The organism is Streptomyces sp. E11-3 (genome assembly GCF_046540415.1).
Lineage (GTDB): Bacteria > Actinomycetota > Actinomycetes > Streptomycetales > Streptomycetaceae > Streptomyces.
Map to the genome: position 1 here is coordinate 1,087,563 of NZ_JAZGRL010000001.1, position 24,171 is coordinate 1,111,733.

Here is a 24,171-nt window from a genome sequence, read left to right on the forward strand (position 1 = left end):
ACCCCCATACCCACACCCACACCCACACCCACACCCACACACGAACCCTCAACCCGAAGCTGAGAGGCACGTCATGACCGCTGTGGAACAGTTCGACCGGCCCGCGGTGGCCGACGCCGTAAAGCGGGTCGTCATCACCGAGTCCCGGCTCTCCATCGACCCCGAGCGGATCTCCGAGTCCGAGCCGCTGGTCGGCGAGCTGCTGCGGGTCAACTCGCTCGGGTTCGTGGGCATGCTCGTCAAGATCGAGGACGCGCTGGACATCACGCTGCCGGACGACCTGTTCGTCGGGCGTGCCTTCAAGGTCGTCGGTGACCTGGTGGACGTCGTCCTGCAGGGTGCGGAGTCCTCCCGATGACCGCGACTTTGCCCGCGGCCTGGCGCAGCGTACTGCCCCATCTGTCCGAGCCGCTGCCACCGGACCGCACGCCGCCGAGCGCCAGCGGGTCCGAGGTAGGTGTGAACCTGCCGATGGAGCTGGTGCGGCAGAGCGTGCTGCCGCGCGAGTACTGGACGATTCCGGACGAGGTCCAGGCCGCCTACCGGCACTACCGGCCCACGCCGCTGTGGCGGGCGCAGGGCTTCGAGCGGGCCATCGGGGCGCGGGTGCCGGTCTATGTGAAGTACGAGGGCGGCAACATCTCCGGCAGCCACAAGCTCAACACCGCGCTGGCCCAGGCGTACTACTACAAGCGGGCCGGGGTCCGGGAGCTGGTCACCGGCACCGGGGCGGGGCAGTGGGGCACCGCGATGGCCGCGGCCTGTGCGCTGTTCGGGCTGCGCTGCCGGGTGTTCATGGTCGAGTCGAGCCTGCGTCGCAAGCCGTACCGTGGCGTGCTGATGCGGATGCTGGGCGCCCAGGTGCACTCCAGCCCCAGCGGCCTCACCGAGGTGTCCGGGCAGCGCACCACCGCGCTCGGCAACAGTCTGTCGCTGGCGATCGGTGAGGCGGTCGAGTACGCCAGGAACCACGACGGGGTGGCCTTCTGCATCGGCAGCGGCGAGACGTACAGCATCCTGCACCAGTCGGTGATCGGCCTGGAGTCCCAGACGCAGCTGGCGGAGCTGGACGCCCAGGTGGACGCGGTGGTCGGGTGCGTGGGTGCGGGTTCCAACTTCGGTGGGATCGCGCTGCCGTTCCACGCGGAGGCCGCCGCCACCGGCACCACACCGCCGCTGCTGGTCGCGGCGGAGTCGAGCACCTCTCCCAAGCTCACCCGTGGGGTGTACGCGTACGACAAGACCGACGCCACCGGTACGGGCCCGATGGAGGCGATGTACACCATCGGCAGCGACTACCCGATCCCGGACGCGCACTCGGCCGGGCTGCGCTTCCACGGCGCGGCGAAGGTCGTCTCGGCACTGCGGCACACCGGGGACGTCGCGGCGACCGCGGTCGGGCAGACCGAGTCGCTCAACGCCGGGCAGCTGCTGACCCTGCACGAGCAGGTGCTGCCCGCGCCCGAGTCCGGGCACGCGCTGGCCGCCGCGGCCCGTATCGCCACCACCGGCGCGGACGGCATGCGGGCCAGGAAGGGGGTGCTGGTCTGCGTCAGCGGGCACGGCTACCTCGACCTCGGCGCGTACGAGCAGCTGCTGAACGGGGAGTTGGGCGACGAGGCACCGGTGGAAGAGGCACTCCTATCGGCCGTCGCCGGGCTCACTCCGGTGTACGGCGAGCGCGTGCCCGCCGATGCGAATGGAGGGCGCGTGCGATGACCACGACCACCGCGCCCGGATCAGCGTCGGCGCTGAGCGGGGTACGCGCCGAGCTCCTCAACTGCTTTCAGACCAGTCTGGCCGTACTGGCCGACCGGCACCACGGGCCCGGCACCCATCTGGCGATCGGTGCGGCACTGCGTTTCCGCCCCGCGGTCTCCGGCACCTCCCGCGGACTGCCCACCGTGGCGCCGTCGGTCACGGAGGTGCTCGGCGAAGCCGACCGACTGGGCCTCACCGAACACGCCCGCTGGCAGGACGTACCGGCGTCCCGACTCCGCGAACTCTGCGCGGAGTACGGCACGTTGTACGCCATCGCCGACGGGTACGCCATGCCGTGGCTCCCGTACCACCAGCAGCGGCACATCGACCACAGCTGGCTGGTGGAGCCGGGCGACGACGGCCGGGCCGCGGTCATCGACGCCTACCACAACCACACCCCGTGGGGCCTGGCCAGGCCGGGCCGGTGGGAGTACGACTGGGCCGAGCTGCCGGACTCCTCGCTGGTCGTCGCGCTGACGCCGTCCGCCGCGGCCCCGCGCGTCACGCCCAGCGTCGAGCACGACCCGTACGAGCCCTATGTGGCCGCCTACGCCGAGCACGCCGACCGGCTGGCGGCGCTGGACCAACTCACCATGGAGACCTGGTTCCTGTCCCGGTCGCGCAGGCTGCACACGGCCTTCCGGGCCGAGCGGCTCGGCGAGCCGACGCCGCCGGAGGTGTCCGAGCATCTGGGGCAGCTGGACCGGCTCGCCGAGCAGGCCTTCCTCACGCTGCGCCGGGTACAGCGCGGGCGGCCCGAGCCGAAGCGGCTGCTCGACGATGTGGCCGCCGCACTGAAGGCCGACCGCCAGGTGTTCGGCGGTGGCGGCGGGGACAGTCCGCTGCGCGAGTCGGTCGCGGAGGTCGTGGCGGCCGTACTCGGCACCGATGCCGACACCGTACTGGCGGGCGTCGAGTTTCCCGAACTGCCCGGCTTCGACTCGTTCAAGGTGGTCGACATCGTCGACGGCCTGGAGCTGCGGCTCGGCATCGAGTTCGACTCGGAGGACCTGCTCCCGGAGAACCTGCACCACATCGACGCCCTGTGTCTGCTGATCGCCAAATCGTCCCGGCTGCGGGCCGTCCCGCGCTAAGGAGTTACCGCCATGGAACCGCGTTTCGTCGAACTGCTCTCCGGCTTCCTGCCCTTCCTGGACGGCCGGGAGCTCACCCCCGAGTCCACGCTGCCGGAGCTCGGTCTTGACTCCATGCACTCCATCGACCTGCTGTTCGCCATCGAGGACACGTTCGGCGTCCCGCTGCCGGACGAGGACCTCAACGACACGACCTTCGCCACAGCAGGGAGTCTGTGGGCGGCGGTGCAGGCCGCCCGCGAGGCCGAGGGCGGCTCGGCGGGCGCGGTGGCAGCGGCATGAGCGCCCCCGCCTCTGCCCCCGAGGCCCCGCCCGTCAGCCTGGCCGACCGGGCGCGGCTGGTGGCCGATACCGCCGCCGAGCACGCCGAACGCACCGACCGGGACGCGGAGTTCCCGGTCCACGCGCTGACCGCGATGCGTGAGACCGGTCTGCTCGGGCTGCTGGTGCCGGTCGAGTACGGCGGACTCGGCGGCTCGCTCAGCGATCTGCTGGATGTGTCGCTGCGCATCGGCCGCGCGGACATGTCGGCCGCGATGATCTTCGCGATGCACTGCCAGCAGGTGGCCGCCGTGGTCGAGCACGGCGGCCCGGCCCTGCGCGAGGAGCTGCTGCCGGAACTCGCCGCTGGCCGGGTCTATCTCGCGTCGGTGACCACGGAGGCGGGCAAGGGCGGCCATCTCCTCAGCGCCGAGTCGGAGTTGACGGCCGATGACGACACGCTGACCATCGACCGGTTCGCACCGATCGTGACCGGCGGCGGGTACGCCGACGGCTTCCTGGTCACCCTGCGCAGTCCGCACGCCACTTCGCCCACGCAGGTGTCGCTGGTCTACGCCCGCCGCGACCAGCTGCGCATCACCGCCAGCGGCGACTGGCAGCCCATGGGCATGCGCGCCAGCCACAGCATCGCGCTCCAGTTGGAGGGGACGGTGCCCGGACACCAAGTGGTGGGCGAGCACGGCAGGTTCTCGCGGATCGCCACCGAGGTGTTCGGGCCGCTCGCGCACCTGGGCTGGTCGGCCTGCTGGCTGGGCACGGCGAGCGGGGCGCTGTCCCGGGTGCTGGGCATGCTGCGCAGCCCGGCCGGTCGCAAGCGGTTCGACCTCTCGTCCGAGCTGCTGCTGACCCGGCTGTCCTCGGCACGGCAGCGCCTCGACACGGTGCACGCGCTGCTGCGCCACACCGAACGGACCGTGACCGCATCCGGTGACCTGTCCACGCCGCGCAACCAACTGCTGCTCAACGCCCTGAAGATCACCGCGGCCGAGCAGTGCCACGCGGCCGTCAACGATCTGGTCGACGCGGTCGGGCTGCGCCACGGCTATCTCAAGGACTCCCCGACGGGCCTGGAGCGGGCGCTGCGCGATCTGCGCTCAGCGGCCCTGAACTACAGCAACGACCGGCTGCACCTGGCCGACGGCCGGCTGGCCCTGCTCGACCCGGAGGTGCACCTTGTCTGACCAGGCGGTACTGCGCTTCCCGACGCGCCCGGGGCATCCGCTCGCCGGCCCGCCCGAGGTGCTGGCCGCCGCGCTGGACCGGCTCGGTCCGCACCCGGACGGCCGCCAGGTGTGGGCCGCCCTGGGCGCCACGGGACGCACCGCCCAGGTCTACCGCGGCGGCGACCCGGCCGCGGGCGTGGACCAGGCCCGGCTGGCCGCCCTGCTGGCCGACGCGGACGCCCGCGTCGGCATCCCGGCACTGCTGCCCGTGGTCGTCCAGCTCGCCACCTCCGTACCTCTGCTGACCCTCGCGCCCGCGCAGGGCCCGGCCGCGCGGGCGCTGTCGGCCGCCCTGACCGGTGCCTCGGTCACCGCGCTCGCCGCGAGCGACGAGGCGGCGGGTTCCGATCTGACAGCCCTGTCCACCGAGGTACGGATCGGACCCGACGAGCTGGAGCTGAGCGGCACCAAGCGCTGGATCGCCGCCGCGACCCACGCCGACCAGCTCCTCGTACTCGCCCGGCACCGGCCCGGGCGCCACTTCACCAGCTTCACCTGGGTCCTGGTGCCCTCCGACGCTCCAGGCGTACGGGTCGAAGCGGCCGAATCCGAGCTGTTCGCCGGGTCTGGCACCGGCCATATCCGCTTCGACGGCGTACGGCTGCCGCGCGAGCATCTGGTGGGCCGCCCGGGCCGTGGCCTGGCCGCCTTCGCCGCGCATATCTCGGTCGAGCGGCTCGCGGGCGCGCTGTGGGGCGTGGCCCTGTGCCGCCGGGTGCTGGCCGACACCAAGCGCTGGCTGGAAGGGCGGCAGGTCGGGGAGGGACCGCTGTGGCAGCTGGCCAGCGTCCGCCAGCGGTACGCCACCTGCCTGGTGCTCGTACGGCAACTCCACGCGATGACCCGGGACTTGGGCCCACGCGTGGTCGACAAGCAGGACGCCACCGCCGCCGCGCTGCTGAAGAGCAGCGCCGCCTTCACCCTGGAGCGGGTGCTCGCCGAGTGCGCGCAGTTCCGGGGCGCCGAGGGCTTCACCACGTCCGGCATCCAGCAGGTGCGCGCCCAGGCCGCCCTGTGGGGCATCGGCGGCGGTACGACCGAGGTCGTCCTGTCGACCGTGGCCGGGTCGGCCGACACGGTACTCGCCGAGCTGGCCCCGTGACGGTCCTGCGGGTCGCCCACGATGTCTGGGCCCTGGTCCGCACCAGGGTCGGGGACGGCGCGGCCGCCCATCCCGACGGCACCGGCGCCCATCCCGGCGACGCGGCTGCGGCCACCGGCATGCCCGGCTGGCGGGCGGATGAGTTCCTGGCCGGGCGCGCTGTGCTGCGGGAGCTGCTCGCCGCCGTGGCACCGGAGGCGGCGGAGGCGCATGTGCTGGCCGGGGCGTACGGAAAGCCCCGCTTGGCGGGCTTCCCCGGCATCGCCGTCAGCGTGGCCCACGACCGGCACACCGTGACGGCCTGCGCGGCGCGCGGGCGCGCCGTCGGCATCGATGTGCAACGCGCGCCCGACCACCTGGACGACGCCGTACTGCGCCGCTGCCTGCGCGGCCGCGCCGACTGGCAGGCCGCGCTCGACGCGCTGCCCGCGCCCGCACGGGCCCGGGAGTTCGCCTGGATCTGGACCGCACAGGAGGCCTGCGTGAAGGCGGAGGGCATCGCCCGCGGGCCCTGGGCGGTGGACGTGCCGCCCGGCCGCCGCACCGGGACCTGGCGAGGCCTGCGCTGGCGCAGCCTCCGCGAGCTGTCCCGTACCCCGCTCAGCTGCGCCTGGAAGGAACTTTGATGACCGCCCCGACGCTCACCGCTGCCCCCGAACTGAGCTGCTACACCACCAACTTGGTCAGCTATCTCCGCCCGTCCGTCCCGGACGTGGAGGTACGGCTCGCGCATGCCGTACGGCTCGCGGTCCGTACCGACGCGCCGGGCGGCCATCTGGTGTTCGCGCACCACAGCCGGATCGACCACACCCCGGACGGCCGGCAGCTCGGTTACCGGGGCAGCAGGTCCTGGGAGTACGCCACGACGGCTCTGGAACGCGAAATCAGCCTGCACGGGCAGGTGTTGGCCTGCGGTAACACCCGGTTCCTGCGCTGGTCCCCGGTGTACGGACTGGCGGACGTGCCGCACTGGGTGCTGCTCGAACGCGCGGCTCGCGGCCGGTGGCGGTTGACCGACCACTTCAGCGCGCTGCTCCCGCAGGGCGAACAGCGGCCGTACGACGGCACCTTGGATGATGAGGAGCTGCGGGCCGCGCTGACACCGGTGGGCCGCCAGGAGCCCGAGTACGCGCTGCGCGACACCTACGCGCTCGGCGAGGCGGTCCCCGTGTCCAGCCCTATGGAGTACCGCTGGCTGGTGCGCGAGCCGGTGACCGCCGCGCATCCGCGCCGTGGCACCTGGCTGAGCGAGCCGCGGGCCGTGCTCTCCTTCCTCGCCGAGCGCCTCGGCCAGGACGCGGACGCGCTGGCCCGCAACGCCGACGATCTGTGGGCGGCGGCCCGCCACCACCAGCACCGGCTGGCCGTGCTCGCCGAGGCCGGACAGCTGTCGTCGGCCACCGCTCGGGAGGCGGCGGCGAGTTGGGGTGAGCTGCCGCGTTCGCTGCGGTTCGCCGTGGTCTCCGCCGAGCGCGGTCGGCCCCGGCCCGGCGTCGTGGCCAAGGCCTTCGACGACGTACTCGACACCATGTCCCGTGTAGTGACGGAGGAACGATCCCGATGAGCGACCGCACGACTCTCTACGCCTGGTTCGCCGCTTCGGTCGCCGCACACGGCGACCGGCAGCCGGCCCTCGAAGTGGCCGGTGACCAGCTGACGTATGCCGATCTGGACGCGATGGCCGGGCGGCTGGCCGGTGCGCTGACGGCCCGGCACGGCGGGGTGCCGAAGCGGGTCGGGCTGCTGGCCGGCCGCAGTGTGCTCGCCTATGCCGGGTATCTGGCCGTGCAGCGGCTGGGCGCCACGCTCGTACCGCTGAACCCGTCGTTCCCTCCGGCCCGCCATGCCGTGGTCGCCGAATCCGCCGGGCTCGACCTGGTGGTCGCCGACGCCAAGGCACTCGGCGACGCCGAACTGCCGGTCCCGGTCCTGGCGTACGACGCCGAGGGCGCGGCGGCGCTGCGTACCGGCCCGGTGCCGGACCTGCCAGCCTGCGGTGCGGGGCCCGACGACGTCGCGTACATCCTGTTCACCTCAGGGTCCACCGGACGGCCCAAGGGTGTGCCGGTCCTGCACCGCAATGTCTCGGCCTACCTCGAGCACATCATCCCGCGCTATGAACTGGGCCCGGACTGCCGCGTTTCGCAGACCTTCGACCTGACCTTCGACCCGTCGGTGTACGACCTCTTCGCGGCCTGGGGCTCGGGCGCGACCCTGGTGGTGCCCACCCCGAACGACATCCTCTCGCCGGTGCGCTACGTCAACCGGCAGCGCATCACGCACTGGAACTCCGTACCGTCGGTGGCCTCCATCGCGCTGCGGCTGCGCGCCCTGACCCCCGGCAGCATGCCCACCCTGCGCTGGAGCCTGTTCTGCGGCGAAGCGCTGACCGTGGCGCACGCGAAGGCCTGGCAGGAGGCGGCCCCGCAGAGCACCCTGGAGAACATCTACGGGCCCACCGAACTCACCATCACCTGCACCGAGTTCCGGCTGCCCGGCAACCCGGAGGACTGGCCGCGGACCGGCAACGGCACCGTACCCATCGGCACCCCGTATCCGAGCCTGGAACACCTGGTACTCGACGAGGACGGGGTGCCGGCCGAGGACGGCGAGCTGTGCGTACGCGGCCCGCAGCGCTTCCCCGGCTATCTCGACCCGGCCAACAACGCCGGGCGGTTCGTGTCCTTCGACGGCGAGCGGGCCACGGTCTACGACGGCACTACGCCGCTGACCGACGCGCACTGGTACCGCACCGGCGACCGGGTCCGGCCGCAGGACGGGCAGTTGGTGCACCTGGGCCGCCTCGACCACCAGGTCAAGATCCGCGGCTACCGCATCGAACTCGGCGAGATCGAGAACGTCCTGCTGGAACAGCCCGGAGTGAGCGAGGCCGTTGTCGTCGCGGTGACCGGCCGGGACGGCGCGCTCTTCCTGGAGGCCTTCTACACCGGCACCCCGCGCCCGGCCGACGAACTCCTCGGCGCCCTGCGCGAGCGGCTACCCACCTACATGGTGCCGCGCGGCGCCGAGCCACTGGACGCCCTGCCGCTCAACCCGAACGGCAAGGTCGACCGCAAGGCGCTGCTCGCGCTGCTGGAGCAGCTGAGCCAGCCGAACCAGTCGGCCCAGCCGAGCCAGTCGACCCGGCCGGTCGCCGCTTGAACGTCGCCCCCTGACCCCGAAGGAAAGGATGGACCCCATGGCGACGGCGCTGCCCGACCTCACGCCACACGACCCCACGCCACACGACCCCACGACGCACGACTGCACGCCGCTTCGCACGTCCCTGCTCCCCCAGTCCCCACTGCCCGAGCTGCCCGACTTCCTGCTGCACCACTTCCTGCTGGCCGCCGCGCAGACGACGCCGGACCACCCGGCCGTGGTCGAGTTCGCGGGCAACGACGACATCCGCACCACCACGTACCGCCAACTGGAGCACCTGGTCGACCAGTTCGCGCACACGCTGGACGGTCTCGGCCTCGACATCGGCGACCGGGTGGTCCTGGAGTCGGACACATCGGCCGCGGCCATCGCGATGTTCCTGGCCTGTTCGGTGCAGGGTCTCGCGTTCGTCCCGGTCAGCCCGGAGGCTCCCGACCAGCGCATGCTCAAGATCGTCGAGGCCACCGAGCCCGCGCTGTACGTCCGGGCGCCCGAGCGGCCACGGGCCGGTCTGCCCGAGGACCTCGCGCTGGGCCGGTTCGACGCGTACGGGCTGACGGTGGAGCGTGCCGCGCCCCGGCCCGCCCGGCTCAGGCGCGAGGTGACCTGCACGGACACCGCGTACATCATCTTCACTTCGGGGACGACGGGACGCCCCAAGGGCGTGGTGATGAGCCATCGCGCGGTGGTCTCCTTCTACCGGGGGATGCTCAGCCACCGCATCGTCGGCCCCGAGGACCGCGTCGCCACCACCTCTCCGCTCCAGTTCGACTTCTCCCTCCTGGACATCGGTCTGGCGCTGGGCAGCGGCGCGGCCGTGGTGCCGGTGCCGCGTACGCTGCTGCGCTGGCCGCGGCGCTTTCTGCGGGTGCTGCGTGACACGGGGGCGACGCAGGTCGACGGGGTGCCGTCGATCTGGCGGCAGACCCTGCGGCATCTGCCGGGCCAGCTGGCCGAGCTGACCGCTCTGCGCGGGGTGCTGTTCTGCGGCGAGGACTTCCCGCTGCCCGAACTGCGCCAGCTGCAACAGGCGTTGCCCGGGGCGCGGCTGGTCAACTGCTACGGCGCGACCGAGTCGATGGCCTGCTCCTTCACCGACGTACCCGAGCCGCTCCCCGACGACCTGCGCAGGCTCTCGATCGGCTACGCGCATCCGGGCGCCGAGATGATCCTCATCGACCCACAGGGCCGTGCCGTCACGGAACCGGACGCGGTGGGCGAGATCCATCTGCGCAGCCCTGCTCTGTTCACCGGGTACTGGGACGACCCGGACGCCACCGCCCGCGCCCTGGTGCCCGATCCGCTGGTCCCGCGCTCCGGGCAGAAGGTGCTGCGCACCGGCGACCTGGCCTACCGGGGGCCCGACGGCGAAATGTACTTCTGCGGCCGGGTCGACTCGCAGGTACAGATCCGGGGCAACCGGGTGGAGCTCGGCGAAGTGGAGCGCAGGCTCCTGGAGTTCCCCGGCGTCGCGGCGGCCGCCTCGCTCACCCTGGAACGGCGGGACGGCGAGCTGGAACTGGCCGCGTACGTCGTCCTGGAACGCGAGGCGGACGAGATCACGGAGGGAGCGCTGACGGACTTCTGTGTCGAGGCGCTGCCTGGCTACATGGTGCCGCAGAAGCTGCGCGTGGTCGGCGAACTCCCGGTCACCGAGCACGGAAAGGTGGACCGCGCGGCTCTCGCGGCTCTCGCGGCGCCGTCCGGCGATTCCGCGGGGGCGCGCCAGTTCAGCGGCCCTGTCCGAGGGAGGTGAGCATCACCTCACGAGTGCGCCTCTAGTGGCCCGGCGATCCTGGAAGTCCCCCCACTCGCGTACGTCAGGCGTGTCGGTCATCGCAGTCACGTCAGGCGTACGTCAGGCCCAGGAGGTGCCAGCCGTGGACGTACCGCAGCTCGCCGCTTTCGCCGCTGTCGTGGACATCGGGAGTTTCACCAGAGCGGCGGCGCGGCTGGGGCTGTCCCAGCCCACGGTGACCACCCGCGTCAAGTCCCTGGAGCAGAGCCTGGGCACCACCCTCCTGGAACGCCTGCCCGGCGGTGTACGGCCGACGCGCACCGGCAGCGAACTCTTCCCGTACGCCCGCGAGATCGTCGCGCTGACCGACCGTGCCCAGCAGGCGGTCCGCGCCGGCGGGCAGCCGCACGGGCGGCTGGTCGTGGGCACGGTCGAGAGCCTGACGAAGTACCGGCTGCTGCCCCTGGTGGAGTACCTGTACCGGCGCTATCCGCAGATGCAGGTCTCGCTCCGCTCCGCCGTTCGCCATGACGCCGTCACCGACGTGCGGGACGGGCGGCTGGACTGCGCGTTCTTCATCGACACGGTCGAGGAGTGGGAGGGCGTGGCGACCGAGGTGCTGTGCCGTGAGCCCCTGGTGCTCGTCGGGGGCCGCGACCACCTCCTGGTGGACAAGCCTCAGGTCACCCCGGACGACCTGCTCACGGCCCCGCTCCTGCGCGCCGAGAACAGTGCCACGTACCACCGTCTCTTCGAGCGGTCCATCGGCCTGTCCGGGTCCGCGGAGACCCCCCGGGTGTTCGAGCTCGACTCGGTCGACGCGGTCAAGCAGAGCGTCGCCACGGGTATGGGGATGGCGCTACTGCCCACCGTCACCGTACGGCGCGAGATCGCGGACGGCCGCCTGTGCCCTCTCGCGTGGACCGCCGACTTCCAGACGTACACACAGATCGCCTGGCGCAAGGCGAACGCGGGGAACGCGGCGCTGACCGCGCTGATCTCGGCGGCGGTGCAGGTGACGAGCGAGCAGACGGACGGCGACCCGCCGCGGGTACGGGCCGCCGGTGATCTCGCGATCGGGCCCACACGCTGACCTCGCACCGTTTCCGCACGCGGCTAATCTGCCCTCATGGAGACAGGTACGGAGACAGGTGAGGACGCAGATCTTGAGGGGCGGGCCTGGGGCGCGACGCGTGCCTGGGTGGAGAAGGGGCTGTCCGGTGCGGAGCGCATCGAGGATGTCGCGCGGTTGCGCGGCGGATGGACATCGCAGATGCGCCGTCTGGACATCTCCGGCCCGGACGGCCGCCGTTCGCTGGTACTCCGCTCCTTCGTCAAGCCCTTCTTCGTACGGCATGCGGAGGGCCTGCTGACCCGCGAGGCGGCGATTCTGCGACTGCTCGCCGACGCTAACGTGCCCGCGGCCACGCTGCTGGCGGTGGACGCGACCGCGCAGTACTGCGACCATCCGTCCTTGCTGATGTCACTGTTGCCCGGAACCGTGCACGTGGGCGATGAAGGTGCTGACCAGCGCGCCGAACTGATGGCTGGTCAACTGCTCCGTATCCACCGACTGCCGGTGACCGCCGCCGAGGACCGCCCCCGCGCCTACCAGGCATGGACTTCACCCGAGCGAGTCAGCCCACCCTCAGACACCCGACGCCCTGAGCTGTGGCAACGGGCCGTGGACACCATCCGCCGCGAGCCCCCCGCCCACCAACCCTGCTTTCTGCACCGGGACTTCCACCCCGGCAATGTCCTCTTCTCCACGGACGGCGACGGCCCCCGGATCACCGGCGTCGTCGACTGGGTGGAGACCTCCTGGGGACCGGCCGACCTGGACGTGGCCCACTGCTCGACGGCCCTGGCACTGCTGCACGGCGTCCCCACCGGCATGCGCTTCGCCGACCAGTACACCGCGGCGGGCGGCACCCTGACCGAAGACCGCGCCGCCCACCTGTACTGGCGGCTGCTGGACGCGCTGGCCTTCGCTCCGGACGCCGAGAAGGTCGCCGTGCCCTGGCGCGAGCTGGGCCGCGCCGACCTGACCGCCGAGGTGCTGACCAGGCGTCTGGAGGAGTACGTCCAAGCCCTCTTCGACCGGTACGCCTGACCACTTCGCCAGCCCGCCAGCGCGGGAACGCGGGAACGCGGCTGACTCCACCAGGCGTCACAGCGTCCCGCTCCCCGGAGCACGGCCCAGCGCCGTCACGCCCAGCGCCCCGGCCGCCAGCGCGCCACCCAGCCACAGCACGGCCTCGATGCCGACACGGTCCGCCATCAGTCCGCCCACCAGCGCCCCGAGGGCGATCGCCCCGTTGAACACGCCGACGAACAGCGAGGACGCCGCTTCACGGGCCTGGGGCGCCGATGCCAACAGCCAGGTCTGGGTGCTGACCGAGACACCGCCGTACGTCAGGCCCCAGACGGCCAGCAGTACCGCGGCGGTCAGCACCGAACCGCCCAGCAGCGGCAGCAGGCCGACGGTCGCCGCCAGCACCAGACTGATCACTACGAGCGTGCCGCGCGGCGACCGTCCGACTCCGGCCCCCGCGGCGAAGTTTCCGACGACACCGGCGATTCCGTACACCAGCAGCAGGGTGCCGATCATTCCGGCGCTCGCCCCCGAGATCTCCTCCAGGACGGGCCGTACATAGGTGTAGGCGGCGAAGTGTCCGGTGACCAGCAGGGTCACCACTGCGAGCCCGGTGGCCACCCGGGGGCTGCCGACCAGCCGCAGCACGCCGCCCAGCCGGAGCTGCTGCTCGGCGGGCAGGGGCGGCAGCAGCACCGCCAGGGCCACCAGCACCAGCAGCGCCAGCACACCGACCGTGGCGAAGGCCGTGCGCCAGTCGGTCAGTTCACCGATGTACGTGCCGGCCGGGACGCCCAGGACGGAGGCCACCGCGATCCCGCTGAAGATCAGCGAGGTGGCGGGCCCCACCGACCTGCCCGGCACCAGCCGTACCGCGAGGCCCGCGGCGATCGCCCACACCACGCCCATGCCAATGCCGACCAACACGCGGGCAGCCACCATCACACCGAAGTTCGGCGACCAGGCCGCCAGCAGGTTCCCGGCGGCCAGCACCGCCATCAGCAGACACAACACCCGCCGCCGGTCGAACCGTCCCAGCACGGGGGTCAGCAACGGCGCGGAGACCGCGCCGACCAGACCGGTGATCGTCAGCGTCAGTCCGGCCGTTCCCTCCGTCACGCCCAAGGCGTCGCCGACGGGCGTGAGCAAGCCCACCGGCAGCATCTCGGAGGTGACCACGGTGAAGGTCGCACCGGCGACCGCGACGACTCCGGGCCACCCTCCGGCGGCCGGACGCTTCGCCTCCGGTGCCGTGTCTGTCCATTCCTCTGTCTGTGCCATGCATCCAGCCAACCCGCCGCGACCTGCGGGAACAACGGCCGATCTCTCATCCTTCAATAAGCAGGGCTCATCGATCGTCGACGCGGGGACACCCGGCACGCCCCTGCCGTCCCCCGCACCAAGGAGTCTCATGCGCGGGATCGAGATCCGCGAGCTGGAGGCATTCCTCGTACTCGCACAGGAGTTGCACTTCGGCCGGGCCGGCGAGCGGATGTACGTGTCCCAGAGCCGGGTCAGTCAGCTGCTCCGCTCGCTGGAGAGCCGGATCGGGGCCCCGCTGGTCGAACGGACCAGCCGCCGGGTGCGGTTGACCCCGCTCGGCGAGAGCTTCCTGTCCGAGCTCCGGCCCGCGTACGAGGCGTTGCGGGAGACCGTCGACGCGGCCCGGGCCACCGCCCGCGGTATCGGGGGCCCGCTACGCATCGGGTTCCAGGGCACCGTGGACGACTGTCTCGCCCGCGCCATCTCGGTGTTCGAGCGCCGGTACCCGGACTGCGCCATCGAGCTGGTCGAGATCCCGCTGTCGGACCCCTTTGGGGCACTGCGCCGCCAGGAGGTGGACTGCGCGGTGGTGCTGCTGCCGGTGCGGGAAGAGGATCTCGTACTCGGCCCGGTGTTCTCCCGGCAGCCGCAGACACTGGCCGTGTCGACTCGGCATCCCTTCGCGGCCCGGGAGTCGGTGGCGGCCGAGGAACTGACCGACTGTCGGCTCATCGGCGTCGGCGGGGCGTCCGGGCCCGCGCCCGAGTACTGGCGGCACGCCCAGGCCCCCGGCCGGACTCCCGGCGGCCGGCCCGTGCCGACCGGCCCGCTGGTCAACACGCTGCAGGAGGGGCTGAGTCTGGCGGCGGCGGACCACGGGGCGATGCTGCTGTGCCGTGCCACCGCCAACTACCACGACCGACGCGGCTCCCTCGCCTTCGTGCCGGTCGAGGGCTTGCCAGACTCCGAGCTCGGCCTGGTCTGGCACCGCCGCAACCCGTCGCCACCGGCGCGGGCGTTCGCTCAGGCTGTCGAGGAGACTCTGGTCGATGGCTCGCTGGCTGCCCGGTAGAGCGGGCAGGCAGGCAGACGAACAGACACGGCCCGCTTGGTGCCGCAGTGCCACAGCGACATCGCGGCACCACGGCACCACGACGGCACCACGACGGCACCAGGCGAGGCTCCCCCGCTGCCAGTCAGACGGCGCGACTCAGACGGCGATAGTGGTGCCGTCGAAGCGGCTGAGGGTGAGGACCGCGTCCTCCAGCGTGGCCTCCTTGGCCTCGCGCAGGACGCCGATGGCGATCTCCTCGCCCAGCCGGACGGCCTCGCTGTAGTCCGTACGCCAGTGGACACCTGCCATGTTGCGGCCGATGGCGATGTTGGCGGCGGCCTTGTTCAGCTCGCCGCCGACAGTGAGCCGGTCGGCGTCCGCCCCGTCGTACGGCTCAAGGGCCATGCCGTCCGTCGTGGGCACGACCGGGTCCGGCAGCACGTACGACTCGTCGAACCAGGCCTTCAGCACGGTCACGCACGCCCCGGCGACGGTGGCATGCCCGGCGCCGTACGCGGGATGGGTCGGGCTCCCCTCGGGGAAGGCCTGCGGCAGCAGATGGCTGCCGTACCTGCCGAAGACCCGCTTGACGGCGGCCGATTCCAGCACCGCGGGGTCGATCGGGTACTCACGCCCTCCGCACAGCTGCTGGTGTACCCGGCCGCCGAACTCCTCGGGCCGCAGCCGCCGGTGCACGTACCACTTCTGGAACCACACCGCCTTGAGCGCCCGGGTGGCCACCTCGGTCACCAAGGTCAGGAGGTGCGGGTCGCCGTACGTCCCGAAACCGATCTGGTTACGCGAGAAGTTGTACGGATTGCCCGCGTCCACCGGCGCCTTCATCCCCATGAGGATCAGCGCGGCGTTGAGGTAGGCCTGGTACAGCGCGTCGTAGTGCACGTAGTGCGCCAGGTCGCGCGGGGTCTGGAGGTACCGCCGCAGGGCGAAGTCGCGGGCGTCGGCCGCGGGTTCGGCGCCGTTCTGCACGGCCAGCCACTCGTCCCAGGCGGTCAGGTGGTCGACCGGGTCGACCAGCGTGTCCTGCCGCTGCGGGACCAGCAGCGTGCCGAACGGGACATCCCTGAGCAGGAACTGCGAGACGTACGGCCCCGCCAGGTCGCCCCGTGTGTCCCCGCGGAAGACCGTCCGCGCGGTCACCGTGCCGTGCTGGCCGGGCCCCCGGAAGTCCGCGAGACCACTCAGCTCGGTGGCCGCCTCGCCGACGAGTTCGTTGTCACCGAACTCGGTGAACGGCACGTCACGGCAGAGCGCCATCCAGTACAGCTCGACCGCCTCGGCGGAGTTCTGCGCGCTGTCGATCCGTGGAGCGGGCGGGATGGACAGCGCCTGGGCGTCCGGCCCCTCGGGGTCGAAAGCCAGCCCGGCCTGCGGATTGACCAGTTTGCGGGTACCTCCGAGCGGGATCCGCTCGAAGTCCTCGAAACTCCCGGTGGCCAGCGCCCGGCGCAGCAGCCGGTACGCGGCCGGGTCGACCTCTCCGTACTCGTTGTGCGGAAGTGCCTTGGAGTAGTTGGCCACGAAGGGGTGGTCCGTCTCCTCCCCGTTGGCCGCCTGGACCGGCACGGGGCGCTGGAACTCCACCTCGGCGGCCCGGATCCGCGCGTCACGCGCGGCGAAACGACGATCAGTCATACGAATCCCCCGTATTTCCTGATGTGTTGTGTGGAATCAGTACTCACTTCATGAGACTCCGGACACTGCGGGAAGGTTGCTCGTGAAGGTCACGAAATCCGACGATCAAGAACATTCTCGACGTTGCGGCGGGTCTCGGGGACGCTGTCGCCGCCGAACTTCTCCGCGACCGCGTACGTTGCGGCGGGTCTCGGGGACGCTGTCGCCGCCGAACTTCTCCGCGACCGCGTCCGCCAGGACCAGCGCGACCATCGCCTCGGCCACGATCCCGGCCCGCGACCGCGTCCGCCAGGACCAGCGCGACCATCGCCTCGGCCACGATCCCGGCCTCGGGCACCGCGCGCGTCCCTCCAGCGCCACCGGGCTGGCCCAGCGCGACCAGGCTGACCCAGCGCGACCGGGCTGGCGCTACGGACAACGCAAAGTGCTGGCCAGGATCGCTCCTGACCAGCACTTTGTTGGTGTACTGACGGTGTCCGAGGGGGGACTTGAACCCCCACGCCCGATAAAGGGCACTAGCACCTCAAGCTAGCGCGTCTGCCATTCCGCCACCCGGACTAGGTGCCTGTCGGCCTCGGGGCGGGCCCCGCGGCGACATGGACAACAATACCAAGGATTCCCGGTGCCTTTCACCTGCGTATCTGCCGGGTACACCGGGTCCGGGGCGGGTGGCGTCAGAGGTTTACGGTGCGTGAAGGGTCGGTCACGTATGGGGTGCGGTGGGGCCTATGGCATCAGGTGGTAGTCGGGGAAGTTGCCGGGGAGGCGTTCGGTCGCCGGGCCCTGGGTGACGGACCTGACCAGGAGCTCGCCGCCGACGAAGGCGCCGCGCCAGGACGCGCCGAAGCCGCCGAAGAGCTCCTCGCGGTCGCCCCGGGAGCGCGGTTTGCCGTGGCCGACCTTGAAGGCGCGGATCTGGGGGGCCAGGCGTTCGTACGTGGCCCGGTCGTCGGTGGAGAGGGTGGCGACCAGGGCTCCGTTGGAGGCGTTCATCGCCGCGAGCAGCTCGGCCTCCGTGTCGACCAGGACGATGGTGTCGACGGGCCCGAAGGGTTCCGCGTGGTGGAGCGGCGATGACGGGGGCGGGTTGAGGAGCGTGACGGGTGGGACGTAGGCCGAGGTGTCCTGGCCGGGGAGGAAGTGGCCCTCGGTGAGGGCGCCGCGATGGAGGGGGACGGCGCCTCGGTCGATGGCCTCGGTGACCTGGTCGGTGAGTTCCTTGGCCTTCGCGGGGTTGATGAGCGGGCCGAAGTCCAGAGTGGGGAGGGGGTCGGCCGGGTCGGCGACGGCCAGGGGGTGGCCGATGCGGATCGAGCGGGCCGCCGGAAGGTACGCGGACAGGAACGCGTCGAAGAGCGAGCGCTGGACCACGAAGCGCGGGTAGGCCGTGCAGCGCTGTTTCCCGTAGTCGAAGAGCTTGGGGATGACGGCGGACAGGGTCGACCAGTCCGTGTAGTTCCAGATGCCCCAGGTGTTCAGGCCCTCCTGTTCCAGGATGTGGCGCTTGCCGAGGTCGGCGACGGCGGTGGCCACCGCGGCTCCGGTGTCACGGCCGCCCACGAAGGAGACGCAGCCGATCTCCGGGGCTCGCACCAGCGCCTCGGAGAGCTCGCCGCCGCTGCCGCTGACGAGGGTGACGGGGATGCCTTCGCGTACGGCGAGTGCGCAGGCCAGGGTGAGGCAGGCGAGGCCGCCGTCGGTCGGGGTCTTGGCGATCACCGCGTTGCCGGCCAGGGCCTGGACCAGCATGGCGTGAACGAGCACCGACATCGGATAGTTCCAGCTGGCGATGTTGGAGACCGGGCCCTGAAGGGGCGTACGGCCTTCGAGCATCGGCTCGATCCCGTCCACGTACCAGCGCACTCCGTCGATCGCGCGGTCGACGTCGGCCTGCGCGAGCCGCCAGGGCTTGCCGATCTCCCAGACCAGGAGGAGCGCGAGGAGTTCGCGGTGTTCGGTGAGGGCATCGAGGGTGGCGGCCACCTTGGCGCGGCGCTCTTCGAGGGGGACGTGGCGCCAGGCGCGGTGCTGGTCGAGTGAGGCGCGTACGGCCTGGTGGGCGGTGGCCGCGTCCAGCCGGGGCGGGCCGGCGATGGGGCTGCCGTCCACCGGTGAAGTCGCGGACAGGGAGCGCCCGTCGGGGTGCCAGTCGGCTGCCCAGAGGTTGCGTACGCGGTCGTCGGCGAAGGCCTCGGGGGCGACGGCGAGGCAGCGCTGCCAGGCGTCTGACCAGGAGGTGCCCGGCTTGAGAGCCAGGGTGGGGGTCGGGGTGGATGCCATCGGGGTGTCTCCGCTCACGGTGCACAGTCGGGGGCGGGGGGTGCGTGGCTTGTCCGCAGGACGGTAGTGGGCTCGGCGGCCGTCACCTATGAGTGACGTCACCTATAGGGGTGGGCGGCGGCACTTCTCGGGCACCTCGCCTCCTGGGCACCTCGCCGCTTGGACACCTCGCTTCTTGGACACGGTGGTCTTTGTACGGGCTGGGGGTCATCATCCGGCGAGCCGGTCGAGCACCAGCCGAGCCGTCCCGGTCGGCGTCGTGCCCACCCGTACGCCCGCGGCCTCCAGGGCGTCCCGCTTCGCCGTGGCGGTGCCCGCGGAGCCGGAGACGATGGCGCCCGCGTGGCCCATCGTCCGGCCCTCGGGCGCGGTGAACCCGGCGACGTAGCCGACGACCGGCTTGCTGATGTGTTCACGGACGTACGCGGCGGCCCGCTCCTCCGCGTCGCCGCCGATCTCGCCGATGAGCACGATGAGTTCGGTGTCGGGGTCGTCCTGGAAGGCTTCCAGGCAGTCGATGTGCGTGGTGCCGATGACGGGGTCGCCGCCGATGCCGACGCAGGTCGAGAAGCCGATGTCGCGGAGCTCGTACATGAGTTGGTAGGTGAGCGTGCCGGACTTCGAGACCAGGCCGATGCGGCCGGGTTTGGCGATGTCGGCCGGGATGATGCCGGCGTTGGACTGGCCGGGGGTGATCAGGCCGGGGCAGTTGGGTCCGATGACGCGGGTGCCGCGCTGTTTCGCGTACGTGTGGAAGGCGACGGCGTCGTGCACCGGGATGCCCTCGGTGATGACGACGGCGAGGCCGATTCCGGCGTCGGCCGCTTCGGTGACCGCGGCGCGGGCGAAGGCGGGCGGTACGAAGACGACGGTGACGTCGGCTCCGGTGGCCTCGATGCCCTCGCGTACGGTGCCGAAGACGGGGACGGCGCGGTCGTCGAAGTCGATGCGCTGTCCGGCCTTGCGGGGGTTGACGCCGCCGACGACATCGGTGCCTGCGGCCAGCATGCGGCGGGTGTGCTTCATGCCCTCGGCGCCGGTCATGCCCTGGACGAGGACCTTGCTCTCCTTGGTCAGGTAGATGGCCATCTCGTACTCCTGTCCCTTGGTGGGTGTCCTTGGTCGGTACCCCTGCTGGGCCCTTGCCGTCTTGAAGTGCGGGGCGGGCCCTATTTGGCAAGGTCGGCGGCTCGACGGGCGGCACCGTCCATCGTCGTGGCCTGTTCGAGCAGTGGATGGGCGTGGCCGTCGAGGATCGCGCGGCCGCGTGCGGCGTTGTTTCCGTCGAGGCGTACGACCAGGGGTTTGGTCAGATGGACGGAGTCCAGGGCCCGGGCGATGCCGTCCGCCACGGCGTCGCAGGCGGTGATGCCGCCGAAGACGTTCACGAAGACGGACTTCACGTCCGGGTCGGAGAGGATCACGGTCAGGCCGTCGGCCATGACCTGCGCTGATGCCCCTCCCCCGATGTCCAGGAAGTTGGCGGGCCGCGCGCCGCAGCCCGCGACCACGTCGAGGGTGGACATCACCAGGCCCGCGCCGTTGCCGATGATGCCCACCTGGCCGTCGAGCTTGACGTAGTTGAGGCCCTTGGCCGCCGCCTGCTCCTCCAGCGGGTCGTCGTACGTCACTTCGGACGCGCCCCAACGTGCCTGCCGGAAGCGGGCGTTGTCGTCGAGGGTGACCTTGCCGTCCAGGGCCAGCAGCCGCCCGTCGCGGGTACGTACCAGGGGGTTGACCTCGACCAGGACCGCGTCCTCCTCGACGAGTACGGTCCAGAGTCTGGTCAGGACGTCGGCGGCTTCGGGGGGCAGGCCCGCCGCCGCGGTGATCTCGGCCGCCTTGTCCGCGGTGACGCCGAGCGCGGGGTCGACGGCGATCCGGGCGACGGCTTCGGGGCGCGCCTCGGCCACCTCCTCGATGTCCATGCCGCCGTCGGCCGAGGCCATCGCGAGGAAGCGCCCGGCCGCGCGGTCCAGGGCGTAGCCGACATAGAACTCCGCCTCGATGTCGACGGGTTGGGCCAGCATGACCGTGCGGACGGTGTGGCCCTTGATGTCCATGCCGAGCATCTGGCGGGCGGTGAGTTCGGTGGCGGCCGGGTCGGCCGCGAGCTTCACCCCGCCCGCCTTGCCGCGTCCGCCCGTCTTGACCTGGGCCTTGACGACGGCGCGGCCGCCGAGGCGTTCCGCTATCTGTCGGGCCTCCTTCGCCGAGTCCGTGACCTCGGCTTTCGGTACCGGCACGCCGTAGTCCTCGAAGAGTTCCCTCGCCTGGTGTTCATACAGATCCATCTCGGCTCCTCCTGTGAAAGTGCCGCACACCCCCTGGACACCACCCACCGGATGGGGGATAACAAGCTTCATACAGTATTCGTCGACTGTATGCAATCTGCCGCGAGAGCACGTCAGTGCCCGCGTGAGCAGCACCGAGAGCGATGCGTGAGTACCCCAACTCCCCTACGAAGGGACAGGACTTCGCCATGCCCGACGACAGCAGCGACACCAGCCAATCCCTCATCTCCGGTGGGCACCTGGTCGCCAAGGCACTCAAGGCGGAGGGTGTGGAGGTCATCTACACCCTCTGCGGCGGCCACATCATCGACATCTACGACGGATGCGTCGACGAGGGCATCGACGTCGTCGACGTACGCCATGAACAGGTCGCCGCCCACGCGGCCGACGGCTATGCCCGGCTCACCGGCAAGCCGGGGTGCGCCGTGGTCACCGCGGGCCCCGGTACGACCGATGCGGTCACCGGTGTCGCGAACGCCTTCCGTGCCGAGTCGCCGATGCTGCTGATCGGCGGCCAGGGGGCGCACACCCAGCACAAGATGGGGTCGCTGCAGGACCTCCCGCATGTCGACATGATGACCCCGATCACCAAGTTCGCCTCCACCGTGCCGGACACGGCGCGGGCGGCCGACATGGTGTCGATGGCCTTCCGCGAGTGCTACCACGGTGCTCCTGGCCCGTCCTTTCTGGAGATCCCGCGCGACGTCCTGGACGCCAAGGTGCCGGTCGACACGGCCCGGGTGCCGCAGGCCGGGCAGTACCGGGCGTCGACCCGCACGGCCGGAGACCCCGAGGCCATCGAGCGGCTCGCCGACCTGCTGGTGCACGCCGAGAAGCCGGCGATCCTGCTCGGCAGCCAGGTGTGGACGACGCGGGGCACCGAGGCGGCCACCGAGCTCGTCCGCACCCTCAACATCCCGGCCTATATGAACGGCGCGGGGCGCGGCACCCTGCCGCCCGGGGACCCGCACCACTTCCAGCTGTCACGGCGCTACGCCTTCGCGGGCGCCGACGTCATCGTCATCGTCGGTACTCCCTTCGACTTCCGCATGGGGTACGGCAAGCGGCTCTCACCGGACGCGACGGTCGTCCAGATCGACCTCGACTACCGCACGGTGGGCAAGAACCGGGACATCGACCTGGGGATCGTGGGCGACGCCGGGCTGATCCTCAAGTCGGTCACCGAGGCCGCCTCCGGTCGTGTCCTCAACGGACACAGTGGCGGCGGGGCGTCCCGGCGCAAGGAGTGGCTGGACGAGCTGCGCGCGGCCGAGCAGACGGCGATCGAGAAGCGCCTGCCGAGCCTGAGGTCCGACGCGTCACCGATCCACCCCTACCGGCTGGTCAGCGAGATCAACGACTTCCTCACCGAGGACTCCATCTACATCGGCGACGGCGGGGACATCGTCACCTTCTCCGGGCAGGTGGTGCAGCCCAAGTCACCCGGCCACTGGATGGACCCCGGACCGCTGGGCACCCTCGGCGTCGGTGTCCCCTTCGTCCTCGCCGCCAAGCAGGCGCGGCCGGACAAGGAGGTGGTGGCGCTCTTCGGCGACGGCGCCTTCTCACTGACCGGATGGGACTTCGAGACCCTCGTCCGCTACAACCTCCCCTTCGTCGGCATCGTCGGCAACAACTCCTCGATGAACCAGATCCGTTACGGCCAGAAGGCCAAGTACGGCGACGCGCGCGAGCGCGTCGGCAACACCCTCGGCGACGTCCACTACGACAAGTTCGCGCAGATGCTGGGCGGTTACGGCGAGGAGGTCCGCGACCCCGCCGACATCGGCCCCGCCCTGCGGCGCGCCCGCGAGTCGGGCAAGCCGTCGCTGATCAACGTCTGGGTGGACCCGGACGCGTACGCCCCCGGAACCATGAACCAGACCATGTACAAGTAGAGGAGCGCTGTGCCATGACGCAGACGACAGCGACGACGCGGACCAAGGCTCTGGAAGGTATCCGCGTCCTCGACATGACGCATGTCCAGTCCGGTCCCTCGGCGACCCAACTGCTCGCCTGGCTCGGCGCCGACGTGGTCAAGCTGGAGGCCCCGACCGGCGACATCACCCGTAATCAGCTGCGGGATCTGCCCGAGGTCGACTCGCTCTACTTCACGATGCTCAACTGCAACAAGCGGAGCATCACCCTCAACACCAAGACCGAGCGCGGCAAGGAGATCCTGACCGAGCTGATCCGGCGCAGCGACGTCATGGTCGAGAACTTCGGCCCGGGCGCCGTGGACCGTATGGGGTTCACCTGGGAACGCGTCCAGGAGATCAATCCTCGTATCGTCTATGCCTCCATCAAGGGATTCGGTGAGGGCCCGTACACCGACTTCAAGGCGTACGAGGTCGTGGCGCAGGCCATGGGCGGGTCCATGTCGACCACGGGTTTCGAGGACGGGCCGCCGCTGGCGACGGGGGCCCAGATCGGCGACTCGGGTACGGGCATTCATGCCGTCGCCGGGATACTGGCCGCGCTGTTCCAGCGGGAGAACACCGGGCGTGGGCAACGGGTGAATGTGGCCATGCAACATGCTGTGCTCAACCTCTGCCGGGTGAAGCTGCGCGATCAGCAGCGCCTGGACCATGGCCCGCTCGCTGAATATCCCAACGAGGACTTCGGTACGGAAGTTCCCCGCTCGGGAAACGCTTCCGGCGGTGGTCAGCCGGGGTGGGCGGTCAAGTGCGCGCCGGGCGGCCCGAACGACTACGTGTATGTGATCGTGCAGCCCGTCGGATGGCGGCCGATCAGCGAACTGATCGGCCGGCCCGAACTGGCCGACGACCCCGAGTGGGCGACGCCGCGGGCTCGGCTGCCCAAGCTCAACAAGATGTTCCAGCTGATCGAGGAGTGGTCCTCGACGCTGCCCAAGTGGGAGGTCCTGGAGCGGCTCAACGCGCTGGGCATCCCGTGCGGCCCGATCCTCTCCACCAAGGAGATCTTCGAGGACGAGTCGCTGGCCGCGAACGAGATGGTGGTGAAGGTTCCGCATCCCCAGCGGGGCGAGTTCACCACCGTCGGCAGCCCGCTCAAGCTCTCCGACTCCCCCGCGGACATCGCCAGTTCACCGCTGCTCGGCGAGCACAACGAAGAGGTGTACATCGGCGAGCTCGGCCTCGGTGACGAGGAGCTGCGCCTGCTCAAGTCGAACGGAGTGATCTGACGTG

At 71.2% G+C, this 24,171-nt stretch carries 20 protein-coding genes and 1 tRNA gene; 15 read left to right on the plus strand and 6 right to left on the minus strand.

Annotation, left to right across the window (positions count from 1 at the left end; genetic code table 11):
- The first annotated feature begins 73 nt into the window (after positions 1-73).
- The 12 genes from U9R90_RS04825 to U9R90_RS04880 all read left to right on the plus strand — a co-directional run bounded on the left by U9R90_RS04825 (position 74) and on the right by U9R90_RS04880 (position 12,475).
- Positions 74-358: an acyl carrier protein gene (locus U9R90_RS04825; RefSeq protein WP_411055110.1), complete on the plus strand. Its 285-nt coding sequence runs from the start codon at positions 74-76 to the stop codon at positions 356-358.
- Positions 355-1,719, plus strand: coding sequence for a TrpB-like pyridoxal phosphate-dependent enzyme (locus U9R90_RS04830; protein ID WP_411055111.1), 1,365 nt, complete (start codon positions 355-357; stop codon positions 1,717-1,719). The genes U9R90_RS04825 and U9R90_RS04830 overlap by 4 nt, the downstream gene beginning before the upstream one ends.
- Positions 1,716-2,855, plus strand: a complete 1,140-nt coding sequence (locus U9R90_RS04835) for an acyl carrier protein (RefSeq protein ID WP_411055112.1) — start codon at positions 1,716-1,718, stop codon at positions 2,853-2,855. Before U9R90_RS04830 ends, U9R90_RS04835 begins: the two co-directional genes overlap by 4 nt.
- Positions 2,856-2,867: 12 nt before the next feature.
- On the plus strand, positions 2,868-3,137 hold the full coding sequence (locus U9R90_RS04840; protein WP_411055113.1) for an acyl carrier protein: 270 nt from the start codon (positions 2,868-2,870) through the stop codon (positions 3,135-3,137).
- On the plus strand, positions 3,134-4,318 hold the full coding sequence (locus tag U9R90_RS04845; protein WP_411055114.1) for an acyl-CoA dehydrogenase family protein: 1,185 nt from the start codon (positions 3,134-3,136) through the stop codon (positions 4,316-4,318). The genes U9R90_RS04840 and U9R90_RS04845 overlap by 4 nt, the downstream gene beginning before the upstream one ends.
- The gene (locus U9R90_RS04850) at positions 4,311-5,462 is read left to right on the plus strand and encodes an acyl-CoA dehydrogenase (protein WP_411055115.1); all 1,152 of its coding nucleotides are present in this window, start codon (positions 4,311-4,313) and stop codon (positions 5,460-5,462) included. Before U9R90_RS04845 ends, U9R90_RS04850 begins: the two co-directional genes overlap by 8 nt.
- Complete coding sequence (locus U9R90_RS04855; RefSeq protein ID WP_411055116.1) at positions 5,459-6,088, plus strand: 4'-phosphopantetheinyl transferase family protein; 630 nt, start codon at positions 5,459-5,461, stop codon at positions 6,086-6,088. Before U9R90_RS04850 ends, U9R90_RS04855 begins: the two co-directional genes overlap by 4 nt.
- The gene (locus U9R90_RS04860; protein ID WP_411055117.1) at positions 6,088-7,026 is read left to right on the plus strand and encodes a hypothetical protein; all 939 of its coding nucleotides are present in this window, start codon (positions 6,088-6,090) and stop codon (positions 7,024-7,026) included. Before U9R90_RS04855 ends, U9R90_RS04860 begins: the two co-directional genes overlap by 1 nt.
- Positions 7,023-8,624 (plus strand): amino acid adenylation domain-containing protein, encoded by a 1,602-nt coding sequence (locus U9R90_RS04865; RefSeq protein WP_411055118.1) that lies wholly within the window; start codon positions 7,023-7,025, stop codon positions 8,622-8,624. Before U9R90_RS04860 ends, U9R90_RS04865 begins: the two co-directional genes overlap by 4 nt.
- 37 nt (positions 8,625-8,661) lie before the next feature.
- The gene (locus tag U9R90_RS04870; protein ID WP_411055119.1) at positions 8,662-10,380 is read left to right on the plus strand and encodes an AMP-binding protein; all 1,719 of its coding nucleotides are present in this window, start codon (positions 8,662-8,664) and stop codon (positions 10,378-10,380) included.
- 124 nt (positions 10,381-10,504) lie between these two features.
- Entirely contained in the window at positions 10,505-11,455 is a 951-nt protein-coding gene (locus tag U9R90_RS04875) for a LysR family transcriptional regulator (RefSeq protein ID WP_411055120.1), read from the plus strand.
- A 36-nt stretch (positions 11,456-11,491) separates the two neighbouring features.
- Positions 11,492-12,475, plus strand: a complete 984-nt coding sequence (locus U9R90_RS04880; protein WP_411055121.1) for a phosphotransferase family protein — start codon at positions 11,492-11,494, stop codon at positions 12,473-12,475.
- A gap of 57 nt (positions 12,476-12,532) precedes the next feature.
- Here U9R90_RS04880 and U9R90_RS04885 read toward each other — a convergent pair whose 3' ends face one another.
- Positions 12,533-13,738 carry an MFS transporter gene (locus U9R90_RS04885; RefSeq protein ID WP_411055122.1) on the minus strand — a complete coding sequence of 402 codons (1,206 nt, stop codon included), beginning with the start codon at positions 13,736-13,738 and terminating at the stop codon, positions 12,533-12,535.
- Positions 13,739-13,868: 130 nt separating this feature from the next.
- On the opposite strand from U9R90_RS04885, the gene U9R90_RS04890 reads away from it, so the two are divergent.
- A complete protein-coding gene (locus tag U9R90_RS04890; protein ID WP_411055123.1) occupies positions 13,869-14,792 on the plus strand; it encodes a LysR family transcriptional regulator in 924 nt (307 codons plus the stop codon).
- A 138-nt stretch (positions 14,793-14,930) separates the two neighbouring features.
- Here the strand turns inward: U9R90_RS04890 and U9R90_RS04895 are convergent, their stop codons facing one another.
- From U9R90_RS04895 to sucC, 5 genes are all read right to left on the minus strand, one after another.
- Positions 14,931-16,427, minus strand: coding sequence for a vanadium-dependent haloperoxidase (locus U9R90_RS04895; RefSeq protein WP_411055124.1), 1,497 nt, complete (start codon positions 16,425-16,427; stop codon positions 14,931-14,933).
- Between the two features lie 473 nt (positions 16,428-16,900).
- Positions 16,901-16,985: transfer RNA gene (locus U9R90_RS04900), tRNA-Leu, on the minus strand.
- A 168-nt stretch (positions 16,986-17,153) separates the two neighbouring features.
- Positions 17,154-18,707, minus strand: a complete 1,554-nt coding sequence (locus tag U9R90_RS04905; RefSeq protein WP_411055125.1) for an aldehyde dehydrogenase family protein — start codon at positions 18,705-18,707, stop codon at positions 17,154-17,156.
- A gap of 210 nt (positions 18,708-18,917) precedes the next feature.
- Positions 18,918-19,796 carry a succinate--CoA ligase subunit alpha gene (sucD, locus tag U9R90_RS04910; protein ID WP_411055126.1) on the minus strand — a complete coding sequence of 293 codons (879 nt, stop codon included), beginning with the start codon at positions 19,794-19,796 and terminating at the stop codon, positions 18,918-18,920.
- 80 nt (positions 19,797-19,876) lie between these two features.
- Positions 19,877-21,001 carry an ADP-forming succinate--CoA ligase subunit beta gene (sucC, locus tag U9R90_RS04915; RefSeq protein ID WP_411055127.1) on the minus strand — a complete coding sequence of 375 codons (1,125 nt, stop codon included), beginning with the start codon at positions 20,999-21,001 and terminating at the stop codon, positions 19,877-19,879.
- Positions 21,002-21,189: 188 nt separating this feature from the next.
- On the opposite strand from sucC, the gene U9R90_RS04920 reads away from it, so the two are divergent.
- Positions 21,190-22,899, plus strand: a complete 1,710-nt coding sequence (locus U9R90_RS04920; RefSeq protein WP_411055128.1) for a thiamine pyrophosphate-binding protein — start codon at positions 21,190-21,192, stop codon at positions 22,897-22,899.
- Between the two features lie 14 nt (positions 22,900-22,913).
- A complete protein-coding gene (frc, locus tag U9R90_RS04925; protein ID WP_411055129.1) occupies positions 22,914-24,167 on the plus strand; it encodes a formyl-CoA transferase in 1,254 nt (417 codons plus the stop codon).
- The last annotated feature ends 4 nt before the right edge of the window (positions 24,168-24,171 follow it).